This is a genomic window from Microbacterium sp. P5_E9, from assembly GCF_054049175.1.
This window is the reverse complement of record NZ_JBFUMV010000190.1, coordinates 1-501: the sequence shown is the minus strand read 5'-3', so window position 1 is coordinate 501 and position 501 is coordinate 1. Positions and strand designations below refer to the sequence as shown.

Annotated in this window: 1 protein-coding gene; it reads left to right on the top strand. The window is 69.3% G+C overall.

Features of this window, described 5'->3' with window-relative positions; all coding sequences use genetic code 11:
• Window positions 1-58: 58 nt before the first annotated feature.
• A partial coding sequence (locus ACXJ3V_RS20920) for an MFS transporter (RefSeq protein WP_457102274.1) occupies window positions 59-501 on the top strand: 443 nt, incomplete at its 3' end.

The following is a 501-nucleotide window of genomic DNA, read 5'->3' as shown; positions in this document are numbered from 1 at the left end:
GACCGCGTCTGTTCCCACAAGGAACGGTCAGGCCGGCACTGCACGCAAAGGCACGCACATGACTGTCTTCAGCGAACTCCGCATGCGTCCGGCCACCGCCGGAGGCTGGGCATGGGACGCTTCCACCACGGCACGGCTCGTTATCGCGGGCGTTGTGATCTTCACGCTGCTCGTCGGCGCGAACCTCGCAACCCCGCTGTACCCGCTGCTTCAGGCGAACCTTGGCATCGGGTCATTCGGCATCACGGTGGCGTTCTCGGTGTATGTGCTGGCCCTGGTGTCCACGCTGATGCTTGCCGGGCACTGGTCCGATCACATCGGCCGCCGGGCGGCGCTGCTCCTGGCCGTGGTCGTGGGACTGGCGGGCGGCATGGTGTTCGCCAACGCCCAGAGCCTGGCGATGCTTTCCGCCGGGCGCGCCCTCCAGGGCATCGCCGTGGCGCTGGCCACCGGCGCCAGTTCTGCCGCCCTGCGCGAGCTGCTGCCCGCCCGTCCCGACTG